Genomic DNA, 21,628 nt, shown 5'->3' with positions numbered 1-21,628 from the left:
CCATGGAGATCGCCGCCCCGGTTCCCCCGTTGTCGTCCCATGCGGTGCTGCTGTTCCTTGCCTCGGTCACCGCGCTGCTGGCCACGGCCCGGCTGCTGGGCGCGCTCGCCCGGCGGGCCGGGCTGGCCGCCCTCACCGGCGAGCTGGCCGCCGGTGTGCTGCTCGGCCCGAGCGTGCTGGGCGGGGTGGCGCCGGGCGTGGCGGCGGCCGTCCTGCCCGGCCCGGCCCCGCAGCTGGCGCTGCTCGACGCGGTGGGCCAGCTCGCGGTGCTGCTGCTGGTGGGCGTCACCGGTGCTCATCTGGACCTGCGGGTGCTGCGTTCACGGGCCCGGGCCGCGGTCCTGGTCAGCCTCTGCGGGCTGGTGGTTCCGCTGGCCCTGGGCGTGGCGGCCGGACTGGTGCTGCCGGACGGGCTGGCCGGACCGCGGGCCGACCGGTGGCTGTTCGCGGCGTTCCTGGGGGTGGCCATGTGCGTGACGGCGATCCCCGTCATCGCCAAGACCCTGTCGGACCTGCGGCTGGCCCACCGTACGGTCGGGCAGTTGATCCTGTGCGCGGGCCTGGTCGACGACGCCGCTGGCTGGCTGCTGCTGTCCGTGGTGGCGGCCGCGGCCACGGCCGGACTGACCCTGTCCGGGGTCGCCGTTCCGGTGCTGCTGCTGGCCGCGTTCGCGGCCGCGGCCGCGACAGGCGGGCGGGTGCTGGTACGCCGGCTGATGGAGCGGGCGGCACGGCACCCGGAGCCGGGGCCGGCCGTGGCCACCGCGGTCCTGCTGGTGCTCGGGGCCGGCACGCTCACCCATGCCATGGGCATGGAGTCGCTGCTGGGCGCCTTCACCGCCGGACTGCTCATCGCCCGGGTCCCGGCCGCCCGGCCGAAGCTGGCACCGCTGCGCACGGTCGTGCTGTCGGTGCTGGCCCCGCTGTTCCTCGCCTCCGCGGGCCTGCGGATGGACCTGACGGAGCTCGCCGACCCGGCCACCGCCCTGGCCGCCGCCGCGCTGCTCGCGGTCGCGGTCCTCGGCAAGTTCGCGGGGGCGTACCTGGGGGCCCGGCTGGGCGGGCTGAGCCGCTGGGAGGGCCTGGCCCTGGGGTCCGGGATGAACTCGCGCGGGGTGGTGGAGGTGGTCATCGCCATGGTCGGGCTGCGCCTGGGGGTGCTCGGCGAGGCGGCGTACACGGCGGTCGTCCTGGTGGCCGTCGCCACCTCGCTGATGGCGCCGCCGCTGCTGCGGCTGACCATGGCGCGGGTCGCCCGCACCGAGGAGGAGCAACTGCGGTTGCCGGAGCACGAGGCGTGGCAGGGAAGCGGACCGGGCGGCAGCGCGGTGCCCGGCGGCCCGGGCACCGCTCGCTGACCGGAGCGGGTGCTACCGGCCCGGACACCGCGCACCCGCCCGGGCACGCGGACGTCAGCGCACGTCAGGAGATGCCCGCGCCTCGGGGCGGCGCCGATAATCGCATCGGAGCGCGGACGCCCCGACGGGGCGCGGCCCCGCGGCGGGTCCCGCGTTGCGGCCGCCGCCCGGCCGGGACGGCGATGCGTACCACCGGCTGCTCGGCCGGATGTGCCGCGCCCGACGCCTCCCGCGCCCTCACCCGCGTCACGCGACTCAGAGGAGGACTTCCGTGGCACGTCCAGTCCAGAAGATCGTGATAGTCGGCGGCGGGACGGCCGGCTGGCTCTCCGCGGCCTACCTCAATCGCGCGTTCGGCAGCAAGGTCGAGATCACCCTCGTGGAGTCGGCGCGGATCGGCCGGATCGGGGTCGGTGAGGCCACCGTGCCGACCCTGCGCACCACGCTGGCCTTCCTCGGCATGAAGGAAGAGGACTGGATGCCGCGGACGAACGCGTCGTTCAAGTCCGCGGTCCGGTTCAACGACTGGCGCACGCCCCGCCCGGGCACCGACCGGCACACCTTCTACCACCCGTTCTTCACCGTGCCCGAGCCGCCGGTGCCCAGCTACGAGCGGCCGTTCCACAAGCGGTTCGGGCGGGGTGTGTCCCTGGCCCACTTCTGGACCAAGCTGCGGCTGGCCGGCGACTCCCGGGTGCGGGAGACCTTCGGTGACGCGGGCATGGCGCTCCAGCACCTGTGCGAGCTGAACAAGGCCCCGAAGCCGCTGCCCGGATCGGGCGCCCCGGACCCCGGGTTCCGCTACGCCTACCACTTCGACGCCGCTCTGATGGCCGAGTACCTCCGGGACCTGGCCACCGGGCGCGGCGTACGGCACGTGGTCGCCGATGTCACGCAGGTCACCCGCGACGGGCGCGGCCACATCGACAAGGTGATCACCGAAACCGGCGCCGAGCTCACCGGCGACCTGTTCCTGGACTGCTCCGGCTTCCGCGGCCTGCTGATCAACCAGACCCTGGAGGAGCCGTTCGTCAGCGCGCAGGACTGGCTGCTGTGCGACTCCGCCATCGCGCTCCCCGCCGATCACCACCCCGACGGCATCCGCCCGTACACCAGCGCCAACGCCCGTCCGAACGGCTGGATCTGGGAGATCCCGCTGTACCACCGCGAGGGCACCGGTTATGTGTACTCGAGCCGGACGACGACTCCGGACCAGGCCGAGCAGGACCTCCGCGACTTCCTGGGCCCGCGCGCCCACGACGTACCGGGCAACCACATCCGGATGCGGGTGGGCCACAACCGGCGCTCGTGGGTCGACAACTGCGTGGCGATCGGGCTGTCGAGCTGTTTCGTGGAGCCGCTGGAGTCCACCACCATCGCCCTCATCGAATACCAGCTGGCACTGCTGGTCCTGCATTTCCCGGATTCGGAGCTCGACGAGCGCCGGCAGGCCCGCTACAACGAGCTGATGGTGAGCGCGTTCGAGGATCTGCGCGACTTCATCGTCATGCACTACGCCCTCACCGACCGCACGGACACCGAATTCTGGCGCGCGGTACGGGAGAACCCGATCCCCGACAGCCTCGCGGAGAAACTCACCGAGTACGCGGAGAGCGTCATCATTCCCGACGGCAGCCAGCTCCGGCTCTTCGAGACGCGGAGCCTGTGGGCGATCCTTTCGGGAATGGACTTCGCGTTCACCAAGGCGCCGCCTTCGGTGGAGCTGATGAGCGACGAAGCCGCCTGGCAGGCATTCGAGCAGATCGACAAGGAGCGCGAGATATACGCCGCCGCGCTGCCCGACAACCGCACCTACCTGGAGGCCGTCCACGCCGGCCGGGCCGACTCGGCGTAGCGGCCGCCGCCCGGCGTACGAAAGCCCCCGGCGCCCGTCTCGCACGGGCGCCGGGGGCTTCGCCGTACCGGGCAGGGGCTCAGCGCACCCGGTCCGGCTTGCTCCGGGAGCGCAGGGTGAGGGCGGCCGCCGCCATGCCGAGGGCGACGAACACCGCGCAGGCGGTGAACGCCGCCTGAAGGCCCGCGGTCAGCCCGGCCGGTCCCGGCTCAGGACCGCTGAACGTCGCCGTCACGGTGGTGACCACGGCCACGCCCAGGGCGCCGCCGATCTGCAGCGCGGCGACGATGAGCCCGGAGGCGACGCCGCTGGACCGCTCCGGTACGCCCGACACCGCGGCGACGGACGCCGCGGCGGTGCCCGCGCCGAGCGCGGGCCCGAACACGACCAGCCCCCACAGCACGTCGCGGAGGTAGCTGCCGTCCGCCGGAACCCGGGCCAGCAGCAGGCACCCGGCGCACAGCAGCACCAGGCAGACGCCGACGACCGGCCGGAAGCCCGTCCGGGTGACGACGCGCTGGCCGGCGTAGGCCCCGACGAACGCCAGGAAGGACATCACCGACTGGAGCGCGCCGAACTCCATCGGCCCGTGGCCGAGCACGGCCTGGCCGTACACGGCGACACTGACCGACAGCGAGAAGGCCGCCATGCCCATGCAGAGCGTGACCAGGTTGCCGCCGGCCAGGGTGGAGCGCCGCAGCAGGTCCGGTGGCAGCAGGGGCGCCGCCGAGCGCCGCTCGACGGCCGCGAAGACCCCGGCGAGCAGGACCGCCGCGGCCAGCGGGAGCAGGGTCTGTCCGCTGGTCCAGCCCGATCCTGCGGCCCGGCTGACGGCGAGGATGACCAGGACCAGGGCGGCCGTACTGGTCAGCGCGCCGGGGACGCCGTACGGGCCCTGCCGGCCGGCGGCCCTGCTCTCACCGACCAGGACCGGCGTGAGCAGGAGCACGACCAGCGCCACCGGCACGTTGATGAAGAACACCCACTGCCAGCCGGCCAGTTCGGTGAACAGGCCGCCCAGCAGCAGTCCGACGGTGGCACCGATGCCCCCGATGCCCGCCCAGCCGGCCAGGGCGGTGTTGCGGTCCCTGCCCTCCGGGAAGGTGTTCAGCAGGATCGACAGGGCGGTGGGCACCATCAGCGCCGCCGCCACCCCGCCGACCGCGCGGGCCGCGATGACCACCCCGCCGGTCCAGGCCAGTCCGCTGACGGCCGAGCTGAGGAGGAACAGCGCGGTGCCGGCCATGAACACCCGGCGGCGGCCGAGCCGGTCGGCGGCGCGTCCGCCGAGCAGCAGCAGGCCGCCGAAGGTGAGCAGCTTGGCGGTGAGCACCCACTGCGCGTCCAGCGGGGCCATGCCGAGCTCGTCGGTCAGCTGGGGCAGGGCCAGGATCACACTCTGCGAGTCCAGCAGCACGACGAAGTTGGCGGTGCACAGCAGGACCAGCGCCGCCCAGCGCCGGCGCGGGACGGGGCCGGCCGGCGGAGCCGGCACGGAGGCCGGCCGTACGCCGGTCATCTTGGCTCCTCCGAGCTCGGTGCGGGGACCCGGGGGGCGGCCGGTGCGGCCGGTGCGGCCGGCTTCCGTCCGAACAGCACCCGCCCCACCATCGACGGCCTCATGAGCGACTGCGGCGGGTCCACCAGCGAGGCGGTCCGGATGAAGCCCCGTGCCACCACCGGGTCGTGGGCGGCGGCGGCCTGGACGCGGGGCATGTACAGGTTGGCCATGCGGGTGGCGACCGTGCGCCGGCCGCGCACGGCGGGATAGCCGAGGTCGGCCGCGGCCGACATGGCCCACGGCGCGTCGATGACCCGGCTCAGGTCGCGGAAGTAGTCCGCCGATCTGGGCTCGGCGCCCTTGCCGACGTGCTTCGCGAGGACGGTCGCGCCCATCGCGGCGACCGTCATGCCCTGGGCGTAGACGGGGTTGAAGATGCAGGCCGCGTCGCCGAGGACGAGGTATCCGGCCGGGAACCGGCTCAGCCGCTCGTAGTGGAAGCGCACGCTTGCCGGGAACCGGAAGCTGTGGGCGGGGCCCCGCTGCTCGGCGTCCCGGACCGCCTCGTGGATCTGCGGCACCGGCAGCGAGGCGGCGTAGGCGAGGAAGCCCTCGCGGTCGGTGGGCGCGCGGTCGCCGAGGATGCCCGTCAGGGTGAGGGCGTACCGGTCGGCGAGCCGGGCGAAGATCGCACCGCGCGGCAGGGCCGGGGTCGCGGTGGGGACGAGGGCGATGTCGTCGCCCAGCGGGTCGAACGGCAGCGGGCCGGTGAAGTCCATGGTGGTGTAGGTGAGATCCATCCGGATCCGCTCCTCGGGGGCCCGCTCGTACCCGAGTTCGCCCAGCCAGCGGGGGGTCCGGGTGGCCCGGCCGGTGGCGTCGACGACCAGGTCGGCGTCGATGGCCTCCTCGGCGCCGGGCGCGCCGCCGTCGTCCGGATCCCGTCCCTGCACCCGGACTCCGGTGATCCGGCGCCGGTCGGAGGACGCGACGAGGCCCAGGATGTCGGTCCGCTCCCGGAGGGTGACGCCGGGCAGGGCGGCGACGCGGGTGCGGATGCGGTTCTCCAGGACGGGCCGGTTGGCGGCGACGCACGCCATCCCGGTCTCCGCCGGGACCATCATCCGGCCGTTGAAGTAGTAGTGGCAGGTCATGCCGAAGTCCCCGACGGGCACGCCGAGGGCGAGGAGGTCGTCGAGGAAGCCGGGGAAGAGGTCCTCGATAATGGTGCGACCGCGCTCCAGCAGGGCGTGGATGTGGTGGGCCCAGGAGATCGCCGGCCGCAGGCCCATGCCCGCGCCGGTGAGGTCGTCGCGGTCGATGACGGTCACCCGGTCGTAGGCGTCGGCGAGCACGCGGGCGGCCAGCAGGCCACCGATGCTGCCGCCGAGTACGACGGCGTGCTCGCCGCCCTTGGTTCCCATGGACATGCGCCTCCCCTGTTCGGAAGAGTGAGCGGATGCGCACACGCTAGGCGCCTGCCCGGCCGGGCTGTTCTCCCACGTTGCGCGATGCGGGCCCCGGCGGGGCGAGCGCGCTCCGGTGGGGCTCGGGGCCGGCCGGCCGGGTGGCCGGGCGGCGGCCGATCCGGGCGCGGGACTTCTCCGTTGATGCGGAAAGCCCGCGGAGTCGTAGGCGGCGCGAGGGGTGGGCGGTAGGTTGCCGGTTCCGCGGGGTCGGTTCCGACCTGCCGTCCCCCGCGATGTCGAACCACCGAGCCACCGGATAGCGAGGACTTCGCCATGCGCCCGTTTCGCATCGACATACCCCAGGCCGATCTGGACGATCTCCGCGAGCGCCTCGCCCGGACCCGGTGGCCGGCGGAGACCCCGGACACCGGGTGGACCCGCGGGGCGCCCCAGGGGTACCTGCGCGAACTCGCCGCCTACTGGCGCGACGAGTTCGACTGGCGGGCCGTCGAGGCACGGGCGAACGCCTTCCCCCAGTTCCACACCCGGATCGACGGCGCCGACATCCACGTGCTGCACGCCCGCTCCCCCGAGCCGGACGCCGTGCCCCTGCTGCTGACCCACGGCTGGCCGGGCTCCTTCCTGGAGTTCCTCGACGTCATCGGCCCCCTGACCGACCCCCGGGCGCACGGCGGCGATCCGGCCGACGCCTTCCACGTCGTGGCGCCCACCCTTCCCGGCTACGGCTTCTCCAGCCCGCTCACCGAGCACGGCTGGGAGCTGCCCCGGGTGGCCCGGATGTGGGCCTCGCTGATGGCGGAGCTGGGCTACGACCGCTATCTCCCGCAGGGCGGCGACCTCGGAGCGACCGTGGCGCTGCTGCTCGGCGTGCTGGACAGTGACCATGTGATCGGCACCCACGTCAACTTCCTGTTTGCGCCGCCGTCCGGCGAGCCGGGCGAACTCGACGACCTGGCCCCGGCCGACCTGGCCCGGCTGGACCGGCTCGCGGACTTCGGCGATCAGGGCTCCGGCTACATGAAGCTGTTCGCGACCCGCCCGCAGACCGTGGGATACGGCATGACGGACTCGCCCGTCGGCCAGCTCGCCTGGAGCGTGGAGAAGTTCCACGAGTGGAGCGACTCGGAGAAGAACCCGGAGGACGCGCTCAGCCGCGACCAGCTGCTCGCACACGCCACGCTGTACTGGCTGACCGGGACGGCGGGCTCGTCGGCTCATCTGTACTGCGACAACGCGGCGTTCATGCCGACCTCGGCCACTCCCCCGCCGCCGCTGCCGGCCCCGCCCGGTCCGCTTGGCGTGGCCGTGTTCCCCAACGACCTGGCCCAGCCGGTGCGCCGGCTGGCCGAGCGCCGGTACCCGTCGATCGTGCACTGGAGCGAGTTCGAGCGGGGCGGCCATTTCGCCGCGATGGAGCGGCCCGCGGAGTTCACCGCGGACGTGCGGGCGTTCCGCCGTACGGCACTGGCCGCCGCCCGACAGCCGTAGCCGCAGTCCCAGCCCCGGGGGGCGCCGCGGAGACCCGCGGCGCCCCCCGCTGCGGTTCCCGCACGGTTCAGCGGAAGATCCGCTCCATCACCCGGCCCGCCACCGGCCGCGGCAGCAGGTCCAGCGCCGCCGTCATCAGCCGGGTGACCGTGCCCGGCACGACGACGGTACGGCCGGCGTCCCAGGCCCGCAGCGCGCTGCCGACCACCTCGGCGGCGGTGGTGTGGCCCGGGGTCCTCTCCACCGCGTCGCCGAGTCCGGCGACATCGCTGAACTCGGTGACGGTGGGCCCGGGGCACAGCGCCATGGCCCGTACGCCGGTCCCCCGCAGCTCGACCGCGAGCGCCTCGGCGAAGGACAGCAGGAACGCCTTGCTGGCCGCGTACGCCGCCAGGTACGGGGTGGGTACATAGCCCAGCGTCGACGCCACGACGATCACCCCTCCCGAGCCGCGGCCGACCATCCGCGGCACCACCTGGGCCGCGAGGTCGACGCTCGCCATGACGTTGAGCCGCAGCACACCGACGGTCTCGTCGCGATCGGTCTCGGCGAACCGCCCGTGCACGCCGCGCCCGGCGTTGCAGACGAGCAGGTCGGCCCCGCCGAGTTCGTCGGCGCGCGCCGCGACCGCCTCGATGGCCCCGTCGGCGGTCAGGTCGCGGACCTCGGGTATCACCCGCCCGTCGGACGCGGCTTCCAGCGCGGCCAGCCTGTCGGCGCGCCGGGCCACCGCCAGCACGCGGTACCCGCGGCTGCCGAGGACGCGGGTGAACTCCGCGCCGATGCCGGACGAGGCTCCGGTCACAACGGCCAGTGGTGCATCGGACATGGTCACTCCCGGGGGGATTCGGTCGGCCGGGCCGGCCGGGCCGGCCGGTGCGCGTTCGGTGCTCCGACGCTACGGCGCGGTATGCGCCGCCCGCGTCTCACTGCGTGCTGGAGCTGTAGGGGAGCAGTCCAGGAGATGCGGCGCCGGAGCGGGGAGCGGTGGAATGGGCCCATGCCACCCCCTGCGCTCCCCCGCATTGCAGGAGAGTTCTCGCATGTCTCTCGACGAGAGGCGTCCGCCGGGCCCCGCGGGGCCGTCGGATGCAGCGCAGGCATCCCCCCATGTGCAGTACCGGCACCGATTACCGTCCCTGACCGGCCTGCGGTTCCCCGCCGCCCTGCTGGTCTTCTGGTTCCACGCCGCCCTCCCCGTGCCATGGATCAGGCTGTTCGCGTCGGAGTCGGCGGAAGACGCCTTCCACCGGCTGGCCTCTCCGGCCGGCGGCCTCGGGGTCACGTTCTTCTTCGTCCTCAGCGGCTTCATCCTGACCTGGACGGCGCGGGACGCCGACCCGGCGCGGGCCTTCTGGCGCCGCCGCCTGGTGAAGATCTACCCCAGCCACGCCGTCCTGTGGGGTCTGGCGATGCTCACCTTCGCGGCCGCGGTCACCGACCGGGGGCAGGCTCTGGCCAACCTCCTGCTGGTGCACGGCTGGGTGCCGGACTTCCCCACCAACTTCAGTGTCAACCCCCCTAGTTGGTCGCTGGGCGTGGAGGTGTTCTGCTACCTCGCCTTCCCGCTGCTGATCGCGGTGTGCCGCCGGATCAAACCCGGCAGGCTGATGCCCTGGATCGCCGGCACGGTCGCGGTGGTGCTGCTCACGCCGTGGTTCACGTACGCGTTCGTCCCGGGCGGCGGGCCGATGGTGCCGGACGAGGACGCCTCGATGGTCCAGTACTGGTTCGCGTACGTGCTGCCTCCGGTCCGCGTCTTCGACTTCCTGCTGGGCATCCTGCTGGCGCTGGCGGTCCGCGCGGGCCGCTGGTCCGGGCCCGGCGCCGTCTGGTCGGGCCTGCTGCTCGCGGCCTCCTACCCGCTCGCGCTGCGGGTGCCGTTCCTGTACGAACAGCGGGCCGTGTTCCTGATCCCGGTGGCCTGCCTGATCGCCGCCGTTGCCCGGGCCGACGCCCGGCGCGGGTTCACGCCGTTCCGCAACCGCTTCACGGTATGGCTCGGCAAGATCTCGTTCGGCTTCTACCTGGTGCACTACCCCGTGCTGGCGGTCAGCCGCTACCTGCTGGGTGACCGGCTGTTCCCGGTCCCGGAGGCGGTCGGGCTGCTGCTCGGCCAGCTGGTGGTCTCCGTGCTGCTCGCCTGGGCCCTGTACGCCGCTGTGGAGCGGCCCGCGGTGCGCCGCTGGGCGCGGAGCAGGAGCGGGCCGCGCGCGGCCCCGGCCTGATGCGGCCGGTCCGCCCCGTGGCGCCCACGGGGCGGACCGGCCCGGACGGGTTGGACGGAAGCCGGTCAGACGGCGAGGTGGAAGATCTCCAGTGCCACGCCGTCCGGGTCGTTGAAGGTGAACAGCGCGAACGGCAGCGGGGCCGCGTACTCGCGGACGTCGCTGCACTTGACCCCGCGGGCCATCAGGTGGGCGCGCCACGCGTGGAGTTCCTCGCGGGTGGACGCCGCGAAGGTGAGGTGGTCGAGGCCGGTCCGGTGCGGCGCGAACGCCTCGTCGGTGCCGGCGTCGTGCTGGGTCAGCCCGAGGTGGATCTGGGTGCCGGGCCGCATGATGCCCGCCGTCCGCCCACCCGGAAAGGTCTCCTTCATCCACTGCACCATGCCGAGGTGCTCGGCGTACCACCGGACACTGCGCTCCAGGTCGGTGACGGTGATGCCGACGTGGTGCACGGCGCCCAGCCCGGGGGGCGTCTCCGGCAGGGGCGCGCCGGCGGGAGCCTGGACGAGTTCCATGGAGATCTGGTCGGGTTCCACTGGTCTCTCCTCACGTCATCGGGAACTCGAAAATAGCCCGCGCCGCATCGCTCGATCTTCTTCCTGCGTGCCCCGGTTCGTTCGGTGCCACCGCCGCTGCGGCAATTCCGAAGAAGTCCGAAAGCGGATCCGGCGGCTAGCGTGACAACCACTCATCCGTCCGCCCCATGTCACCAGTCCCATTCAGCTGGAGGTCGTGTTCCGTGTCCGAAGCTGTATGCCCTTACGTTCTCGACCCGCAGGGTGCCGACACCCACGGTGAGACCGCCCGGCTCCGCGAGCAGGGGCCGATCGCACGCGTCGAACTCCCGGACGGCGTACTCGCCTGGTCCGTGCACGACTACGAGGTCGCCAAGACGATCATGGGCGACCAGGAGCTGTTCTCGAAGAACCCTCGGCGTAACTGGCCCGCGTACATCAACGGTGAGATATCCAACGGCTGGCCGCTGATCACCTGGGCCGCCATGGACACCATGGCCACCCAGGACGGCGGCGACCACGCCCGCCTGCGCAAGCTGCTGCTGAAGGCGTTCACCCAGCGCCGGGTCGACGACATGCGGCCCAAGATCGAGGCGACCGTCAAGGAGCTCCTCGACGACCTCGCGGCGGCCCCCCGGGACAAGGCCGTGGACCTCAAGGGCCGCTTCCACATGGAGCTGCCGACCCGCCTGATGTGCGACCTGTTCGGCGTTCCGGAGGACCGCCGGGCCCGGGTCCTGGAGGGCGGCCACAAGAACATCGACACCCGGATCTCCGCCGAGGTGGCCTCGTCCAACCTGGAGAACTGGCAGGTGGAGATCTCCAACCTGGTCCAGTACAAGCGCGAGCACCCGGGCGACGACCTGACCACCGGGATGATCGCCGCGATGGACGAGGACGGCTCCCGGCTCTCCGACTCCGAGATGATCGGCACCCTGCACCTGCTGCTCGGCGCCGGCTCCGAGACGCTGGTGAACGCGCTGGCGCACGCGTCGGTGGCCCTGATGACCGACCGCTCCCTGCTGGCGAAGGCCAAGGCCGGCGAGATCCCGTGGGACGACATCTTCGAGGAGACCCTGCGGGTGGAGTCGCCGGTGGCGCACCTGCCGTTCCGCTTCGTCACCCGGGACGTGGAGATCGGCGGGGTGAAGCTCGCCCAGGGCGACGTCGTCCTGATCGACTTCGCCGGCGTGGGACGCGACCCCGCGGTCCACGGCGAGACCGCGGACGCGTTCGACGCGCTGCGCGAGGACAAGACGCACCTGTCCTTCGGCCACGGCGTGCACTACTGCCTCGGCGCCCGGCTGGCCCGCAGCGCGTGGATGATCGGCATCCCCGCCCTGTTCGACCGGTTCCCCGACCTCGAACTGGCGGTGGACCGCGGCGAGCTCGTCGGCCAGGGCAGCTTCGTGGTCAACGGCCACGCGGAGGTTCCGGTCTACCTGCACGGCAAGCCCGCACTCGCCGGCTGAGCCGAGCCAAACGAAAGGAAGACCATGGTTGAGCCAGCACCGGCGGCGCAGGGCGGAATCCTCGGCGACCTCGACACCGACTACGCGGGCGGTCCGGCCCGGCAGCTGCGGCGGGTGGACTCCGCGGACGGCACGTCCATCGCGTACGAGAAGGCGGGCGAGGGCCCGCCGGTCGTCGTCATCGGGGGCGGCCTGAACGACCGGGCGATGTTCTCCCCGCTCGCCGCGATCATGTCCGAGCGCTTCTCCGTGTACACCTACGACCGGCGCGGCCGGGGCGACAGCGCGTACGGCGACCCGGACCGGTGGACGATCCAGCGGGAGGTCGAGGACCTGGCCGCGGTGCTGGACGCCGTGGGCGAACCCAGCCATGTGTTCGCCAACTGCACCGGCGGCATGATCGCGCTGCTGGCGGCGGCGCAGGGCGTGCCCATGATGAAGCTGGCCCTGTACGAGCCCCCGTACTGGTCCAGCGAGACCACCGACGAGCAGCTGTCGACGCTCCGCCGGCTGATCGACGAGGACCGCCGCGAGGAGGTCGTCACGCTGTTCGCGAAGGACATCGTCGGCTTCGTCACGGACGACACCATCGACTACTTCCGCACCCACCCGGCGTGGGCGGCGTTCAAGACGATGGTGCCGTCGACGTACTACGACGCGCTGATCAACAAGCACCATCTGCAGATCCCGTACGAGGAGCTGCACGAGATCACGGTGCCCACCCTGGTCATGCGCGGCGACGAGGGCGAGAAGGCGATCCACGACGCCTGTGCCCGGGTCGCGGCGGAGATCCCGGGTGCGGCCCTCCTGACGATGGAGGGGTATGACCACCTCTTCGACCAGAAGGCGGGCGCGCCGCTGCTGATGAGGTTCTTCGCGGCGCCGTAGCGCGGAGGCCGACGGGCCTGGTGCGGTCCCGCCCGTCTCCGGCGGTCGTTGCGCCCGTGCTCGTGCCGGTCAGGCGCGCGGGCGGGTGGGGCAGGCGCTCGGCCGGGGTTTCCCGGCCGAGCGTTCTGCGTGGGCGGCGGCTCGGGGCGGGGTGCGGTCGGTCTCGCCCGGGTGCTGCGACGACGCGGAAGGCGGCACCACCGCATGGACCGGTGGTGCCGCCTCGCTCCTGCCGGACGCGTTGCGTCGGTTCAGCGGGTCACGGGCTCATCAGGCCGACGGTGTTGCCGTCCGGGTCGGTGAACGCGGCGATCCGGCCCTCGCCGGCGTGCTGCGGCTCCATCGTCCGCTTGCCGCCCAGCTCCTCGGCCCGGGCGAGCGCGGTGGTGACATCGTCGACCGGGAAGAAGGGGACGATGCCGGTGTACGGGCTTTCCGGGCCGGCCTGGCCGATGCCGCCGGCGGGGGCGCCGTCGGAGCCGCTGACGAAGGCGTAGGTGTCGTTGAGGGCGTTGACCTGCCAGCCGAACAGCTGCCGGTAGAAGTCGCGGGCGCGGGCCGCGTCGGGGGTGGAGATGTCGAACCAGCCGGGCGCGGCGGGGTGGCCGTTCTCGGGGTGTGCGTCGACCATGGCTATGCCTTTCGAAGGGGATTGATCTCAGGAGAGCCGCTGGTTCAGGTGGACGTCCACGCTGTCGCCCTGGTCCTTCTTCAGGGTTTTGCGGAGCGCCGCCTTGAGCGGGAGCATGTGGGTTCCGTCGCCCATCGGGAGCAACGTCGCCTGGAATTCGTGCCCGTCGACCGTTCCGGCGATCTTCACGGGCTTGCGGGTGCCGAAGAAGTCCCCGGATTCAGGCACGATCACGCAGATCCAGCCGCTGTTGTTCTCTTTGATGACCGGGGCGGAGAATTTCTTGTCGATGGCCTGGGCGTTGCTCGGGGCGGCGGGCATGGTGTGTTCTCCCTGTTTCTCTCGGGGTCTGGCGTCATGTGGTCTTCAGGTCGGCGGCGGCCTCGGCCGCCGCCGTGATCGCCTCCGCGATCCGGTCGGTCCGGCCGGCGTCGATGATCAGCGGCGGGGCGATGACGATGTTCGGTCCGGTGCGGCGGACGAGGATGCCGTCCTCCTTCATCCGGCGGCGCACCAGGGAGGCCCGCGGCGAGCCGTCGAACTCCACCGCGGCCAGCAGGCCCCGGCCGCGCACGTCGCGTACGAAGGGCAGGCCGCGTACGCCGTCGAGCGCGGTGAGCAGCTGCGTGCCGCGGGCGGCGGCGTTGGCGACGAGGCCGTCGCGTTCGATGACGTCGAGCACGGCGAGGCCGGCGGCGCAGGCGGCGGCGTGGCCGGAGTGGGTGTGGCCGTGGACGAAGCCGGCCTGCTTGCGGTGGGTGTCGAAGGTGTCGAAGACGTGCTCGGTGGTGGTGACCGCGGCCAGCGACATGTAGCCGGCCGCCAGGCCCTTGCTCGTCGTCAGCAGGTCCGGTTCGACACCGGCGTGCTGGTAGCCGAACATCCGGCCGGTGCGGCCGAATCCGGTGGTGACCTCGTCGAGGATCAGCAGGGCGCCATACCGGCGGCAGAGTTCCCGGACCTCGCGGAGGCGGTCGTCGGGCACCTGGTGGGCGCCGCGGGCCTGGACGGGTTCGAGGAGGACGGCGGCGGTCCGGTCGCCTTGTCCGGCGAGGAAGTCCCGCAGCGCGTCGGTGCGGCCGGGCAGGGTGACGAAGCCCGCCGGGGTGAACTCGGCCGAGACGGGAGAGGCGCCCGCAGAGGAGGCGGCAGCGCCGAGGGTCGCGCCGTGGTAGGCGTTCTCGAAGGACACGACGAGGCCGCGCTGCCGCTCCCCGCGTACGGCGTGGTAGAAGCGGGCGATGCGGATGGCGGCCTCGGCCGCCTCGGAGCCGCTGTTGCAGAAGAACGTACGCGTCAGCCGGGGCCCCGTGAGCCCGGCGATCCGCTCGGCCAGCCGGATGGCCGGCTCGTTGGCGCCCTCGCCCGTGTCGTATGTCATCAGCCGGGCGAGCTGTCCGGCCACGGCGTCGATGACGGGGCGGCTGCCGTAGCCCAGGGTGGCGTTCAGACCGGACGACTTGGCATCGAGGTAGGTTCTGCCGTCGGCGTCGCGTATCTCGCAGCCGTCACCGGAGACGGCGAGCACGGTGTCCGGGTTGACCCGGCTGGGCGACCAGGGGTGCCAGAGGAAGTCGGCGTCCGCGGCGAGCAGTTCGGCCCGCACGTCCGTGCCACCCGTGGCGGCAGCCGGGCTCGTCTCCGCGATACTCATGGGTCTGCCTTTCGGATCGGGTGGGTGAGCCCGCCGGGAGGCGTCGGCCTCTCCGGCGGGCTGCGGCGTACGGGTGCGGTGCGTGTGCGGGCGCGGTCGGGGTGCCGGTCAGCCGGCCGCGAGCCGCTCGGCGGTCGGGTCGCGGAGCTCGGTGCCGACCCGCTCGACCAGGGCCAGCAGCAGGACTCCGCCGAGCACCATCAGCGCGCCGCCGATCCGGAAGCCGAGCGCGTAGCCCTCGGTCGCGGCGACGGGCGCGGCCGCCCCGTCCGCCACGGCTTCCCCGGCGTGCCGGAAGGCGAGCGCCGCCAGCACGGAGACGCCGAGCGCACTGCCGACCTGCTGCATGGTGCTCTGCACGCCGGAGGCCAGGCTGGAGTCCTGGACGGTGACGCCGTGCAGGGCGGCGTTGGTCGCGGCCGGCATGGCAGCGCCGGCGAACAGGCCGAACACGACCATGCCCGGCACGATGCCGCCCCAGTAGGAGCTGTCCACGCCGACCGTGCTGGTGAGGAACAGGCCCATGCCGGCGCCGATGTATCCGGCGGAGACCACGGCGCGGATACCGGCCCGGGGGATCATCGCGGTGCCCAGGGCCATGCCCGCGCCGATGGCGACGCTGAGCGGCAGCCAGCCGAGCCCGCTGAGCAGCGGGGAGTAGTCCAGCACCTGCTGCTCGTACAGGGTGAGCATGAAGGTGTAGGAGATGAACGCCGACATGTAGAAGAGGGTCGTGAAGTTGACGACGGACCGGGTGCGGTTGGCGAAGAAGCCCAACGGGATCAGCGGGTTCTTCCCGCGCAGTTCGACCGCGACCATCACCAGCAGCAGCACCGCGCCGGCGATCAGCGGGACGAGCACCCCGGCCGAGCCCCACGGGTGGTCGGCCGCGTGCAGCAGGCCGTAGACCACGCCGACGAGGCCGAGGGTCAGGGTGGCGGCGCCGAGCACGTCGAGCGAGGTGTCCTTGGCGCGGACCATCCGGCTCTCCGTCACCAGCCGCGGGACGAGGAAGAGGACCACCAGGGCGACCGGCAGGTTGATGAAGAAGATCCAGCGCCACGAGGCCAGGTCGGTCAGGACGCCGGAGATGACCGAGCCGAGCGTCGCGCCGAGGCCCATGATGCCGCCCCAGACGCCGAGCGCCTTGGTGCGCTCCTTGGGGTCGGTGAAGAGCAGGGCGATCAGGCCGAGCGAGGCGGGCGCGGCCAGCGCCTCGGCGGCGCCCTGGCCGAACCGGCCGACGACCATCATCCACGGGGCGGTCGCCGCTCCGGAGATCACCGAGGCCAGGGCGAAGACGGTCACGCCGATCAGCAGCAGCCGGCGGCGGCCGAAGAAGTCGGCGAGCCGGCCGCCGAGCATCAGCAGACCGCCGGCCGCGAGGACGTAGCCGTTGACGACCCAGGCGAGCCCGGGGGTCGAGAAGCCGAGTCCGTCCTGGATCCGCGGTAACGCCACGTTCACCACGGTCATGTCCAGGAGGATCATGAACTGCAGGCCGGACAGCAGGGCGAGCACCGTCCACCGCCGCGGGTCCGGTTCCGCCGTCGAGGCTTTGGCGCCTTCCGCGGACGCACTTGAATTCACGGTGGTCACGCTGGATCTCCCTTGATCGTCTCGACGTTCACACTGTCCACATCGGCCATGTTCACATCGTAGACTCACGCTTCGAGGCGGGCAACACGGATCAGGTTTTCGGACGGATGTTCGCTCTAACGAGTGAGCACGGCCCGGACCGGCACCGAATCCCACGCCATGAGCGTGTTGTTGAGGCGGCGCCGGGCCGGCCCGGCGAGCTCCATCGACTCCACCCGCTCCAGCAGCGCACCGAGCAGGCACTCCGCCTCCAGCCGCGCGATGTGCTGGCCCACGCACTGGTGGATGCCGAAGCCGAAGCCGACGTGCCCGGAGGGATTGCGGTGCACGTCGAACATGTCCGGATCCGACCACCGCCGCGGATCCCGGTTCGCCGCCCCGAGGAACAGCATCACCTTCGAACCGTCCGGCACCACCGCGTCCCCGACCCGGACGTCCCCGGTCGTGGTGCGGAAGAACGTCTGCACCGGGGAGGCCCAGCGCACCGCCTCGTCGAACGCCACCCGGACCAGGCCCGGATCGGCACGCAGCCTGCGCCACTGCCCGGGGTGCGCGGCGAGCGCGTGCAGGGCCGCGGCGAGCGCGTGCACGGTGGTGTTGACCCCGGCCGCGAACAGCGACCGGACCACGTGCGGCGCCTGACCGTGGGTGATCTCGCCCCGGTCGGCTGCTGCCCAGATCTGCGCCCCGAACCCGTCGTCGGCCAGCGCCTCGCGCACGCTGTGCTCCCCCACCCAGTCCGACAGCGCCCGCGCCCGCGGCGCGCCCGCCGCGACGAGTTCGTTCCGCGGCCCGAAGGCGTTGAGCAGGAAGTCGCTGAACGGCAGCAGGTTCTCCCGGCCCTCGTCGGGGATGCCGAGCGCGTCCGGGAACACCCGCAGCGGGAACGCCTCCGCGAGCGCGCCCACCGCGTCGAACTCGACGACCGAGCCGTCGCCGCCGGACACCACGCGGTCCACCAGCTCCCGCGCCTGCACGGTCCACCCCTCGCGGAGCCGGCGCTGCGCGCGGGGGCCGAGCAGCGCCGAGAGCACCCGGCGCGGCGCGTCGTGGTACGGCGGGTCGGCCTCGACCACCACACTCAGCGGGCGCCGCGGCGCTTCCTTGCGGAAGTTGGCGAGGCCCACCCCGGCCCCGGACTGGAAGCCCTGCCAGTTGCGCAGTGCCGCGTGCACCTCGGCGTGGCGGGCGATCGCGTAGATGCCATGGGCGGGCAGGTAGACGACCGGCCCGGCGTCGCGCAGCCGCGCGTCATGCGGGTGCGGGTCGGCCAGCACGTCGAGGGCGAACGGATCGAGGTCGAGGATCGCGGTCATGGGGCTCGCCCTCCGTGGCGGGTGGATCGGGACTCGGTCGGAGACAGCGGTGCGCGGGTGCGGAGGTAAGCGGCGGTCAGAGGTTCAGCACGAGGCGGTCGCCGCAGGACCGGGACACGCACGGGTACATGCAGTCCCCCGCCGCCCGCTCCTCGTCGCTGAGCAGGCTGTCCCGGTGGTCGACCACGCCGTCGAGCACCGTGGTCGCGCAGGTGCCGCAGATTCCCTCGCCGCACGAGGAGAGCAGCTCCACCCCGGCCGCACGCACGGCGTCGAGGACGGTCGTGTCCGGAGTGACCGTCACCCGTCCGCCCGTACGGGCCAGCACCACGTCGAACGGCGTGTCCCGGACCGGCGCGCCCGGACCGGCCGCCGTGAACCGCTCGGTGTACAGGGTGCGGGCGGGCCAGTGGGCACAGGCCGCCGCGACGGCGTCGAGCAGCCCGGACGGGCCGCAGCAGTACACCCGCGTCCCGGCGCGCACCTCCCGCAGCAGGCCGGCCGGGTCGGGGCGGCCCGCCTCGTCCTCCGGGACGAGGCGGACCCGGTCGCCGTACCGGGCGAGTTCGCCGAGGAAGGCCATCGACGCGCGGCGCCGGCCGCCGTAGACGAGCGTCCAGTCCGCGCCGACCAGTTCGGCCTGGTGGATCATCGGCAGCAGCGGGGTGATGCCGATCCCGCCCGCGAGGAACAGGTAGCGGTCGGCGGGCACCAGGGGGAAGTGGTTGCGCGGGCCGCCGACGCCGACGCTGTCGCCGGGCCGCAACCGCTCGTGGATGTACGCCGAGCCGCCGCGGCCCGCCGGCTCGCGCAGGACGGCGACGCGGTAGCGGTGGGCGTCCCAGCGGTCGCCGCACAGCGAGTACTGGCGGGTGAGGCCGCCCGGCAGGACGAGGTCGACATGGGCGCCGGGCGTCCAGTCGGGCAGCCGGGCGCCGTCGCCGTGTGCCAGTTCCAGCACGACGACGCCGTCGGCCGCCGCCTGCTTGGCGGTCACCCTCAGCGTCAGCACCTGGGACGGTGAGCCGGCACTCACGGAGGGCCTCCCTGCGACGACGACGGGTGCACGGGCCCCACGGTTCCACACCCCGCCAGGCGTGTCTTCTCCCGGAGTGCTCAGGGCGTCGTGCGCCTTCTCCTGCTCCACAAACCGCAGGTCTCGGCTATGTTCACCTTGTATACTCCGGCGCGGAGGGAGCGCTACACGATGGCCAAGGGCAGACCCGTCGAGACTCGCCCGTACCACCACGGCGACCTGCGGGCCGCGCTGGTGGACGCGGGCCTGAAACTCGCACGCGAAGGCGGGTCCGCGGCACTCGGGCTGCGGAGCGTCACCCGCGCCGTGGGCGTCACGCCCAACGCCGCCTACCGGCATTTCGCCGATCACCAGGCACTGGTGCTCGCCGTCGCGGCCGAGGCGCAGGACAAGCTCGCCCGGGCGATGCTCGACCGGATGGAGGCGCTGCGCGCCACGGCCGGCCCGGACCCGGTGGCGCAGTCGGTGCGGAACCTGCACGGCGTCGGGCTCGGCTACATCGAGTTCGCGCTCTCGGAGCCCGGCTGGTTCGAGATCGCGATCCTCACCCCCGACGACTCCCGGGCCGGAGCCCCGCCGGCCACGCTGGCGGACCGGGTGGCTCCGCCGTACCGGCTGCTCGTCGACGCGCTCGACACGATGGTCGAGGCCGGCGCGATGACGCCGGAGCGTCGGGTGAACGCGGAATGGGTCTGCTGGTCGTCGGTGCACGGCTTCGCCGACCTGGCCGCCCGGGGCCCACTGGCCTGGCAGGACCGCGCCACCATCGACCGACTCGCCGCGCACGTGGTGGACACCACGGTCCGGGTGCTCATGGGCTGACGGGCTCGTGGGCCGGCGGGCCCAGGGGCTCGGCCATGCCGGCGGTGCCGCCCGTGATGCGCGTGTCGTGGTAGGGGGTGCGGGCGCTGTACGCGGCTCCGCCGACACGCAGGGCGCGGGCCAGCAGCCGGGCGTTGCCCTCGTGCATGCGCCGGAGCGCGGCCGGGTCGTCGGGGGGCGCGGTGCGCTGGAGGCCGAACAGGACCGAGGTGGTCCCGCGGGCCTTCGGCAGTCGCGGGGCCCGCAGCCGCCGGTTGGGGACGGGGTAGATGAGGACGCTGCCGCTCTCTCCGATGTCCTCCGGGCCGAGCCCGGCAAGCGTGTCGGCGATGATGCCGGCAGCATGCCTGCCGGGCAGCAGCACGTTGCACCGGGGGTGCGGGTGGTTCTGCCAGGATCCGGCGGCCCGCAACTGCCGTTCGAACGGGGCCAGACGGCCGAGGTAGTCGGCGTACGGGAGGACGTCGGTCTCCGGGGCCGGGCCGTCCGACGGCCGGATCCCGGGCTGCGGCGGCGGGGCCTGTGGCGGGGTGAACACCGCCACGGCCTCCAGGACGAACTGCCAGCCCCGCCCCGGCACGTGGACGGCCGAGCCGAGGATGTGGTCGAAGCGCCCCCCGGCGGCCAGGCGCACCTGGGCGGCGAGCAGGGTGCCGGGGTCCGGGCAGCCGATCCGGTGCCGGATGGCCGTGCGGCCGGCCGGGTGCAGGCCGAGTGCGGCGCGGGTGATGATGCCGTACTGGCCCTGGGTGCCCCGCACCGCGTCGAACAGGTCGCGGTCCCGGGTCGGGGAGCAGGTGCGCAGTTCGCCGCCGGGGGTGACCACGTCGAGTTCGTGGACCTGGTCGGACACGCTGCCGTGTCGGTGGCTCGATCCGCCGAAGCCGCCGGCCGCCAGCGTTCCGCCGACCGTCAGCCCGAGGTGGTCGGGCAGCACGGGCGGGACGAGGCCCCGGGGCAGGGTCGCCTCGGCGACCGCCTGCCACGTGGCCCCGGCGTCGACGCTGATCAGGTTCCGGTCATCCGGTGCGCGGACGCGCGCGACCGACGTCAGGTCGACGACGATGCCGCCGGGGGCCTGGGCCTGGCCGTCGACCGCGTGGCCGGCGCCGCGGGGCACCACGGGGAGGCCGTTCGCGCGGCCGTACCGGACGATCGCCGCGACGTCTCCGGCGTCGGCGGGGAAGAGCACGGCAAGCGGGCGCAGGTGCACCAGGTTGCCGAAGTCACTTGCTGCGGCCGCGAGATCGCTCTCCCGTGTGCTGAGCACTCCGCGCAGCTCCGGCGGCGGGACGGCGGCGCCCGGCGGCAGTGCGGTCACAGCGTGAACCCGTACGCCCCCACCAGGGTGGCGCCGCCGGCCACCGGCGGCCCGGCCGCCCGGTCGCCGAAGCCCTTCTGGAACTCCTGGAAGGCCGGGGAGGCGGCCAGGCCCTCGGAGCCTTCCTCGGTGATGGCGATGTGGACGAACGTGACACCGTCGGCCAGCCGGAAGGACGCGTAGCTCAGGCCCTCGGGGGCTCGTTGCGCCAGGTCCTGGAAGACCTTCTCGATGACGGCCTGGTTCTCGTCCGCGGTCTCCGGACGCATCTCGTACCGGACGACGAAGGCGTTGCCCATGCTTGCTCCACGGTGTGCGGTCGGCGCGGTGGGGTGATCGGGTCCTCGCCCCCATCCTGCCGGGCAGGACGGGCGGCGGGCCATATTCCAGACTGCCCTTCCGGCCCTGGATCGGTGCGGGGCCCGGGCTGCTTCTTCGGATGTGCGCTGTTCCCGCCGAACCCTCCGGCGACGCGGTCCCGCCCTTAGCGTGTCAACGCTGCCGACGCCTCGCT

19 protein-coding genes are annotated in these 21,628 nt (G+C 73.2%); 7 read left to right on the top strand and 12 right to left on the bottom strand.

Features of this window, described 5'->3' with window-relative positions:
• The first annotated feature begins 2 nt into the window (after positions 1-2).
• Positions 3-1,358, top strand: coding sequence for a cation:proton antiporter (locus C0216_RS12015; RefSeq protein WP_114055262.1), 1,356 nt, complete (start codon positions 3-5; stop codon positions 1,356-1,358).
• A 271-nt stretch (positions 1,359-1,629) separates the two neighbouring features.
• Complete coding sequence (locus C0216_RS12010; protein ID WP_162793178.1) at positions 1,630-3,213, top strand: tryptophan halogenase family protein; 1,584 nt, start codon at positions 1,630-1,632, stop codon at positions 3,211-3,213.
• A 79-nt stretch (positions 3,214-3,292) separates the two neighbouring features.
• Here C0216_RS12010 and C0216_RS12005 read toward each other — a convergent pair whose 3' ends face one another.
• Together C0216_RS12005 and C0216_RS33420 are read right to left on the bottom strand one after the other, a co-directional pair.
• Positions 3,293-4,732 (bottom strand): MFS transporter, encoded by a 1,440-nt coding sequence (locus C0216_RS12005; protein ID WP_114055260.1) that lies wholly within the window; start codon positions 4,730-4,732, stop codon positions 3,293-3,295.
• Positions 4,729-6,138, bottom strand: coding sequence for an FAD-binding monooxygenase (locus C0216_RS33420; RefSeq protein WP_162793330.1), 1,410 nt, complete (start codon positions 6,136-6,138; stop codon positions 4,729-4,731). The genes C0216_RS12005 and C0216_RS33420 overlap by 4 nt, the downstream gene beginning before the upstream one ends.
• A 318-nt stretch (positions 6,139-6,456) precedes the next feature.
• On the opposite strand from C0216_RS33420, the gene C0216_RS11995 reads away from it, so the two are divergent.
• Positions 6,457-7,632 (top strand): epoxide hydrolase family protein, encoded by a 1,176-nt coding sequence (locus C0216_RS11995; RefSeq protein ID WP_114055259.1) that lies wholly within the window; start codon positions 6,457-6,459, stop codon positions 7,630-7,632.
• Between the two features lie 67 nt (positions 7,633-7,699).
• Here C0216_RS11995 and C0216_RS11990 read toward each other — a convergent pair whose 3' ends face one another.
• Positions 7,700-8,461, bottom strand: coding sequence for an SDR family NAD(P)-dependent oxidoreductase (locus C0216_RS11990; protein ID WP_114055258.1), 762 nt, complete (start codon positions 8,459-8,461; stop codon positions 7,700-7,702).
• A gap of 214 nt (positions 8,462-8,675) precedes the next feature.
• Here C0216_RS11990 and C0216_RS11985 point away from each other — a divergent pair, with 214 nt between their 5' ends.
• Positions 8,676-9,860, top strand: a complete 1,185-nt coding sequence (locus C0216_RS11985; protein ID WP_246042499.1) for an acyltransferase family protein — start codon at positions 8,676-8,678, stop codon at positions 9,858-9,860.
• Between the two features lie 65 nt (positions 9,861-9,925).
• Here C0216_RS11985 and C0216_RS11980 read toward each other — a convergent pair whose 3' ends face one another.
• Entirely contained in the window at positions 9,926-10,396 is a 471-nt protein-coding gene (locus C0216_RS11980; protein ID WP_114055256.1) for a VOC family protein, read from the bottom strand.
• Between the two features lie 203 nt (positions 10,397-10,599).
• Between C0216_RS11980 and C0216_RS11975 the strand changes: the two genes are divergently transcribed.
• A complete protein-coding gene (locus tag C0216_RS11975) occupies positions 10,600-11,847 on the top strand; it encodes a cytochrome P450 family protein (protein ID WP_246042498.1) in 1,248 nt (415 codons plus the stop codon).
• Positions 11,848-11,871: 24 nt separating this feature from the next.
• A complete protein-coding gene (locus tag C0216_RS11970; RefSeq protein WP_114055254.1) occupies positions 11,872-12,735 on the top strand; it encodes an alpha/beta fold hydrolase in 864 nt (287 codons plus the stop codon).
• Positions 12,736-12,994: 259 nt separating this feature from the next.
• Here C0216_RS11970 and C0216_RS11965 read toward each other — a convergent pair whose 3' ends face one another.
• The 6 genes from C0216_RS11965 to C0216_RS11940 form a co-directional block, all read right to left on the bottom strand.
• Positions 12,995-13,366 (bottom strand): VOC family protein, encoded by a 372-nt coding sequence (locus C0216_RS11965; RefSeq protein ID WP_216827073.1) that lies wholly within the window; start codon positions 13,364-13,366, stop codon positions 12,995-12,997.
• A gap of 27 nt (positions 13,367-13,393) precedes the next feature.
• Entirely contained in the window at positions 13,394-13,687 is a 294-nt protein-coding gene (locus tag C0216_RS11960) for a DUF1905 domain-containing protein (RefSeq protein ID WP_114055252.1), read from the bottom strand.
• 34 nt (positions 13,688-13,721) lie between these two features.
• Positions 13,722-15,020 carry an aspartate aminotransferase family protein gene (locus C0216_RS11955; protein WP_114055251.1) on the bottom strand — a complete coding sequence of 433 codons (1,299 nt, stop codon included), beginning with the start codon at positions 15,018-15,020 and terminating at the stop codon, positions 13,722-13,724.
• A gap of 108 nt (positions 15,021-15,128) precedes the next feature.
• Entirely contained in the window at positions 15,129-16,619 is a 1,491-nt protein-coding gene (locus C0216_RS11950; protein ID WP_246042497.1) for an MFS transporter, read from the bottom strand.
• A gap of 116 nt (positions 16,620-16,735) precedes the next feature.
• On the bottom strand, positions 16,736-17,935 hold the full coding sequence (locus C0216_RS11945) for a cytochrome P450 (RefSeq protein ID WP_114055250.1): 1,200 nt from the start codon (positions 17,933-17,935) through the stop codon (positions 16,736-16,738).
• A gap of 76 nt (positions 17,936-18,011) precedes the next feature.
• On the bottom strand, positions 18,012-18,971 hold the full coding sequence (locus C0216_RS11940) for a PDR/VanB family oxidoreductase (protein WP_246042496.1): 960 nt from the start codon (positions 18,969-18,971) through the stop codon (positions 18,012-18,014).
• Between the two features lie 171 nt (positions 18,972-19,142).
• Between C0216_RS11940 and C0216_RS11935 the strand changes: the two genes are divergently transcribed.
• A complete protein-coding gene (locus C0216_RS11935) occupies positions 19,143-19,793 on the top strand; it encodes a TetR/AcrR family transcriptional regulator (protein WP_174250381.1) in 651 nt (216 codons plus the stop codon).
• On the opposite strand, the gene C0216_RS11930 is transcribed toward C0216_RS11935, so the two are convergent.
• Both C0216_RS11930 and C0216_RS11925 read right to left on the bottom strand, forming a co-directional pair.
• Complete coding sequence (locus C0216_RS11930; protein ID WP_114055248.1) at positions 19,783-21,114, bottom strand: FAD-binding protein; 1,332 nt, start codon at positions 21,112-21,114, stop codon at positions 19,783-19,785. The genes C0216_RS11935 and C0216_RS11930 overlap by 11 nt on opposite strands.
• Complete coding sequence (locus C0216_RS11925) at positions 21,111-21,413, bottom strand: hypothetical protein (RefSeq protein ID WP_114055247.1); 303 nt, start codon at positions 21,411-21,413, stop codon at positions 21,111-21,113. The genes C0216_RS11930 and C0216_RS11925 overlap by 4 nt, the downstream gene beginning before the upstream one ends.
• Positions 21,414-21,628: the final 215 nt, after the last annotated feature.

It is taken from the genome of Streptomyces globosus (assembly GCF_003325375.1).
In the GTDB taxonomy this organism is placed as follows: Bacteria; Actinomycetota; Actinomycetes; order Streptomycetales; family Streptomycetaceae; genus Streptomyces; species Streptomyces globosus_A.
Note: the sequence above shows the minus strand (reverse complement) of the source record. Positions and strands in the feature narration are given on the sequence as shown.